At 52.1% G+C, this 5,738-nt stretch carries 6 protein-coding genes; 1 reads left to right on the top strand and 5 read right to left on the bottom strand.

Going from position 1 to position 5,738, the window contains the following annotated elements; all coding sequences use genetic code 11:
* Positions 1-564: 564 nt before the first annotated feature.
* Positions 565-1,650 carry an NAD(P)/FAD-dependent oxidoreductase gene (locus BBD46_RS01545; RefSeq protein ID WP_071400009.1) on the bottom strand — a complete coding sequence of 362 codons (1,086 nt, stop codon included), beginning with the start codon at positions 1,648-1,650 and terminating at the stop codon, positions 565-567.
* 433 nt (positions 1,651-2,083) lie between these two features.
* Between BBD46_RS01545 and BBD46_RS01540 the strand changes: the two genes are divergently transcribed.
* Positions 2,084-3,082 carry an IS110 family transposase gene (locus tag BBD46_RS01540; RefSeq protein WP_071400008.1) on the top strand — a complete coding sequence of 333 codons (999 nt, stop codon included), beginning with the start codon at positions 2,084-2,086 and terminating at the stop codon, positions 3,080-3,082.
* A 378-nt stretch (positions 3,083-3,460) separates the two neighbouring features.
* Here the strand turns inward: BBD46_RS01540 and BBD46_RS01535 are convergent, their stop codons facing one another.
* From BBD46_RS01535 to BBD46_RS21395, 4 genes are all read right to left on the bottom strand, one after another.
* On the bottom strand, positions 3,461-3,709 hold the full coding sequence (locus BBD46_RS01535; RefSeq protein WP_071400007.1) for a hypothetical protein: 249 nt from the start codon (positions 3,707-3,709) through the stop codon (positions 3,461-3,463).
* Between the two features lie 19 nt (positions 3,710-3,728).
* On the bottom strand, positions 3,729-4,142 hold the full coding sequence (locus BBD46_RS22010; protein ID WP_139173459.1) for a HalOD1 output domain-containing protein: 414 nt from the start codon (positions 4,140-4,142) through the stop codon (positions 3,729-3,731).
* Positions 4,139-4,363, bottom strand: a complete 225-nt coding sequence (locus tag BBD46_RS23020; protein WP_253184462.1) for a helix-turn-helix domain-containing protein — start codon at positions 4,361-4,363, stop codon at positions 4,139-4,141. Before BBD46_RS23020 ends, BBD46_RS22010 begins: the two co-directional genes overlap by 4 nt.
* Positions 4,364-4,618: 255 nt before the next feature.
* Entirely contained in the window at positions 4,619-5,080 is a 462-nt protein-coding gene (locus BBD46_RS21395; RefSeq protein WP_084777637.1) for a response regulator, read from the bottom strand.
* Positions 5,081-5,738 lie beyond the last annotated feature (658 nt).

Here is a 5,738-nt window from a genome sequence, read left to right as displayed (position 1 = left end):
CACCGATAAGCCGCCGCAGTCATGCGGTTCTTCGCTTAGCTAAAGACGGATGACCCTCGACTTATCTCGAGATGAGCAATGGATCCTACATCATGTGATGCTCGATCGGATAGAATTAGAAGTACAACATCCTAATGATACCGAACCGCCTCCATTCACCGTGTACCGGGTGTTCGAAAAAATCGAGGCGGGGACACACCGATTCTCTCGAGACGAGCATCAGTGTCTAATAGACGAACTAAACCAGTACGCCAATAGTAAACACATTCCAGAACGTGATCAACCAATCGTAGAGCAACTCCTTAACAAGCTCCAGCGATCTAAATCTGCGAATTATACAACCCGATCGAGATCATAACCAGTCTGCCGCAATGAAGCGGGTGAAACCAAACTACGGACTGAAAAATCAGCCGTCTACTATGGCTCTAGTCGCTTCTTTGTGTGTTGTTTCTCCTCAATATTGTCACTAAGGTCCTCCCGACTATCCATCCCATGACCGAGTTTCGGGCGGACATGGTGAGATTCATATAGCTCTCGATCTCGATGTGATTGGGCAGTAGTCGGTCAATTCTGTTTTGGGGATGGTTTACGGAGTCCTGGATGGGTTTTCAGATCACGCACGCGTCGCATCTGAGCTCGAAGATTGGGCGCTGCCCCTGGCACCGTGTCGGCCATCGGGGTTTCGTCGTCCTCGAGTTCCTCGAGCGACTTCGGGAAACGACGTAGATCCTTATGGATCGCAAGTCCAGCGTACGCACCGTCGCCGATCGCGATTGTCGTCTGATTTTGGCCGTGAGTGACGTCCCCGACTGCGTAAACGCCGTCGACACTCGTTTCTCGGTTTTCGTCGACGTCGATCGCGCTATCGTCAGTAAGTGTACAATCAAGGTCGGCTGCGAGATCAGTGTTATAGGTCGAACCATACATTGCGAAGCCGCCCAGGTACTCTCGGTCGGTTCCATCACCGAAGGAGAGTCCGCCGAGCCACGGCGGTTCATCCTCGTCGATGCTCTCGTCGGGGTACGCTGAGACGACGCTCGTGTCAACGATATCGACAGGGTGGGCCTGCAGCTGTTCGTCGGTTTCCTTGCTCCACTCTGGCCCCTGATCGTCCAGCAGGAGGTCGATATCAGCCGTAAAGTTGAGCATTGTCATTGCCACGTGGGCTGCGCTCTCGTCATGCCCGAGGACAAAGACAGGATCATCGCCCAGGGCATACGCATCACAATGGAGACAATAATGCAGCCCCCGGCCCGTGAATCGCTCGAGTTCCGGAACGTTCGGACTACGATCCCGGAACCCAGTCGCGAAGACCACCCTGTCTGCTTCAACAGCAGCGTGAGCTCCCTCAAGCCGAAAGCGAGGCTCCTCGGTTTCGATCTCAGTAACGGATTCGACTATGTCCGGGTAAAAATCCCCGCCATAGTGTTCGAACTGAGCGACGGCATGTGCTGCAAGTTCTTTCCCAGAGATGTTCTCGGAAACGCCGAGCAAATTGTGGACGTGATCGACGGTTGTGTGGCGACCGCCTTCCTTCTCAAAGACTGCAGTACGGTGACCAAGCCGTGTCGTGTACAATGCTGTCGTTAAACCGGCGGGGCCACCGCCAATGACGGCGACCTCGTAGGACGGGGGAGAGCGTTCATTCATCGCTTCACTTTCCGTTGCCGAGATTGTTTACCATGTGGCGCGCATGTGCATACATCTATATCAAGTAGCAACACTACTCACCCACGGCAGCAAATCAATAGGAGGCAGACAATGCTCACAGCCACGCTACCTTCCTTGCGACACCAGAAAACATTTTCACCACTCATATTGGGTGGTGGTTTCATCGCTCAGGTCAGTAGTCTACGGTACTTCGTGGACAACGATATAGTGGCCAATGGCTCTGACTTTATGAGAATCCTGTTTAAGCCCCTAGTCGGTGAACGAACGCGCGGGGTTGAAGGAGACCGTCTTTCAACATGTGTCCAAGAACACGAGGCTCTGACTGGTCCCTTGCAAGAATCCGAAGGATTGGGCAAACAGCCCGTATAGGTGTCTATTCGGATCGTTCACCCGACCCCGGAGACATCAAACCATGTACATTGGAATGGATACGCATGACCGCTACTCACAGGTAGCGGTCATGCGTCAGGACGGCAGTCTTGTCGATGAATTCCGCCTTTCCCATGGCACTGAGCGCGCCGAACTCGAAGAGTTCGCGCGCGAGTATGCTGGGTCGGCGGTTGCTATCGAAGCAACCGGGCACTACCGCCCGATCTACGAAACGCTTGACGAGCACATGGACGTTACACTCGTCAACCCGAGTAAAACACGTGTGATCGCCGATGCGAAGGTCAAAACCGATCGCGTTGACGCGAAGATGCTTGCGCATCTTCTGCGTGCAAACCTCGTCGCTGAAAGCTACGTTCCACCTAAGGACGTGCGCGAACGACGTGACCTCGTTCGCGCACGCAAGGCACTCGTCGAAGACCGAACTCGGGAGAAAAACCGTGTCCAAGCAGTTCTCAAACGAACTGGTAACCAATACAGCCGCGAACTCTTCGGCCCGACCGGGCGTGAGTTCCTCGCGGAACTCACGCTCTCTGAGGTCGATCGAGCAGTTCTTGAGGCACATCTTGCGGTGATTGATACGCTAAACGAACAGATCACGAAGCTCGACAAGCGTATCGAAGACACTGCCGCTGCGCGTCACGACGCGCAGCTGCTCATGACTATTCCTGGCGTGAGTTATTTCACGTCACTGCTGATCACATCTGAACTTGGCGAGATTGACCGGTTTAGCAGTGCAAAGAAGGTTATTAGCTACGCCGGGCTTGATCCATCCATTCGGCAATCTGGCGACAAAGAGGTGCGTGGTAGAATCTCGAAAGAGGGCTCAGCGCCGTTGCGCTGGGCCCTCGTTCAGTGTGCCAACGTGGCTGTACGGTTTGACGACTACCTAGGACAGTTCTACAACCGCCTGAAACAGCGGAAGAATCACAATATCGCAATCGTTGCAACAGCTCGGAAAATGCTCGTTGCAATGTTTCACATGCTCAGCCGTGAGGAAGTCTACGATCCGCCAACAGCATAGTCGCTGAGTGGCACCATCGCGGTGCCACTCAGCAGGGCATTCGCCCATTATTAGCAACAGCTCTCGCTTTCAAGATAGCCACCGCCTGAGGGCTGTTTCAACTCAATTGTAGCAACGTCGTGCGGTTCTACGACACCAACACGCGCCGGACACCACCGACGACGAAACAGCTATTAGACGATCCGTGGTTTGGTCAGTCGCAGGATTCTCATAGGTGTTGAAATCCTCTTCTTTGGAGAACTGTTCGCGTGAATCTACTGCACGCTACGGTTGCGAATTGACCGCTGGGAACTGTATCAGTTTCAGATATATCCGAAGCGTTGTGCAAGAGACAATGCGCGACTGGCCCACGAGAGTGGGGCCGATTTATTCTTGATACTACGGTATGGATTCGAGGAACTTGTCTAACGTGTCTGTGAGTTCACCGACTTGCTCTCCATCCTCCTTGGCGGAGTACCGGACGATGAAGGTGTCTTTTTCATTTGCTTCATAGGTCGTATCGACTCCCTGGACGCCTTTCCAAATTCCTGTGACTTCGACTACTCCGTACGTCTCGTGCTCGTACGTATCTCCGCGTTCAATTACCCTATCAGAACCGGAGCTAGGGAGGTCTTTTGAACCATCCATCTGGATCCGTGTTCTGAGACTAGTTTTCCCCCACTGATCGTCCGTGTGCTGCTACTATGTCGATAGAGCCCTCTCCGTTAATAGTTATCTGATAGCCAGAATATGTGAACGTGAGTTGGTTTACCGTTTGGTCAGAGGGGTTCGAAAATAACGAATCAAGCGCAACTGGATCAATTGAGTAGTACAACGGTTCTAATTCAGATACGGATTTGTTATTCTCCTCAGCAACTGCCTTAATTACACGATGGCTAGCATCGTCAATTTCGGTTTTCCTTCGACTGTCTCCCACGTCCTGACCAAATTTAGGTGTTTGTTCTGATGTCATGATACCATCCCAGTCGCTAGATTCTGCTAGAGGCCCGTTTTTCTTAGGCCCACTGTGGTCGTGCTCCCACTCTTTATAACCGAAGGAGTATCCCTTCGAAGTGATCATTCCTCATGAATGAGCGTATTGGAAAGAAGATTCCGATGCCCGCGACGAAGACGCGCAGACAATGCGTTACGGGAAATATCGAGGTCGTCAGCGAGTTCGGTGAGTGTCCGATCTCGGGGGATGTCGAAGAATCCAGCATGGTATGCGGCCTCCAGCGCTTCTTGCTGATTCGGGGTTACGCCATACTCGGCCTGCTCTTCCGGATTTTCTGGTTGATACACACGCTGTGGCTGAAAGGAGAAGTCGTGTTCGAGACAGTAATCCCGGAACTCAGAGAGGGCTTCCCGACTCGGAAAGAGGATTTTTACTTCCCAGCGGTCGCCATCACCACTCACGGCTTCTAAGACAGTTGCCTTCGCATCGGAGACGGCGGTGATCAGATTTGGGCAGAATCTGAACCGGGTGAAGGCTCCACGTTCTCGTTCACGCTGCCTACCGTAGGCGACTCCGGATAAGTGATGAACAGTTCTTTGACCTCATTCGTCTTCGAAACTCGGTAGTCGTGCAGCAGATAACCAGAATTCTTCAAAGGCTTCAATAGTACTCGTCAACTCGTCAGGCCCACTTGCTTTCGTGATGCACGCATTTGCCTGATTTGCATATGCATCTCGGACATCTTGTTCAGATTGTGAGCCAGTGAGCACGATTACTGGAATTTGCCTTAGCTCAGGACCTTTATTCAATTCTGAGAGGATCTCTTCACCTTCTGTATCCGGAAGATGCCAGTCTAGTAGAATTAGTCGGGGTCGAGGAGCGTCATCGTGTTCTCCCCGTTGATGTAGAAAATCAAGGGCGGCATCACCAGTAGACACCTTATGAAGCGCTTCAGCCTGTTTTGGATTACTGAGCGTTTCTTCAACAAGACGAGCATCCCCAGGATTATCCTCGATCAGAAGGATTGGCAATACGGGGCTTGAGTCCGATGGAGATGAAGCCATGGACAGAACATACAGCACACCCCCATATGAGAGTATTCCTGCATTAGATGATGAAGACGATCGCTCTGCCCCTCCTGTTGTAATCCTTTCATTTCTATTAAAATCCTCTTATTTAGAAATTAATTCACGCGAATCTACTGCACACTACACGTGCAAACGTACCTTTTTCTCGTCGGGTTCGCTCGCGTTGCTCGCTCACCACTCCTCCAAAAATCTACGCTAAAAAGGCCGCTCGCTCCCGTTGGTCGCTCGCGGGTGCTGTGCTTGGAGTTTTACCGCAGCGGCAACTACACCGCCTGTACTTACTGCTCGTGGACTAATTATCAAGAGGGTATACGACCCTTTCTGCGACCTTCTAACTGTTCAGAATCTATTTTCGAACCGGAATGCCAGTGAGCACCGGTATGCCTCTGACAACCGACTACTGTGCCTACATGCCGACTGGCAATCCATAGTTTGCTGATGAGTCGGACTCTATCAACGATAGACGTCGGATGGCGAGGTGCTATGTCCCAGTGGAGTGGTGTGTCACTGGACTGCGATGTCATTGCTGGCAACGACAGGCCGTTGGTCCTCGCCAGTTTGGCTGTTAGAATAGCCTAAGAGGGTGTCATAGAACTCTTGTCACACCGTGATGATCGTGCTTCCCGGATTATCT

The sequence above is a fragment of the Natrialba sp. SSL1 genome (genome assembly GCF_001861355.1).
Taxonomy (GTDB): domain Archaea; phylum Halobacteriota; class Halobacteria; order Halobacteriales; family Natrialbaceae; genus Natrialba.
Note: the sequence above shows the minus strand (reverse complement) of the source record. Positions and strands in the feature narration are given on the sequence as shown.

Excerpts from the sequence above, each read along its gene's own strand:
- BBD46_RS01545 (WP_071400009.1), bottom strand. The coding sequence starts at position 1,650 with ATGAATGAACGCTCTCCCCCGTCCTACGAGGTCGCCGTCATTGGCGGT.
- BBD46_RS01540 (WP_071400008.1), top strand. The coding sequence starts at position 2,084 with ATGTACATTGGAATGGATACGCATGACCGCTACTCACAGGTAGCGGTC.
- BBD46_RS01535 (WP_071400007.1), bottom strand. The coding sequence starts at position 3,709 with ATGGATGGTTCAAAAGACCTCCCTAGCTCCGGTTCTGATAGGGTAATT.
- BBD46_RS22010 (WP_139173459.1), bottom strand. The coding sequence starts at position 4,142 with ATGATCACTTCGAAGGGATACTCCTTCGGTTATAAAGAGTGGGAGCAC.
- BBD46_RS21395 (WP_084777637.1), bottom strand. The coding sequence starts at position 5,080 with ATGGCTTCATCTCCATCGGACTCAAGCCCCGTATTGCCAATCCTTCTG.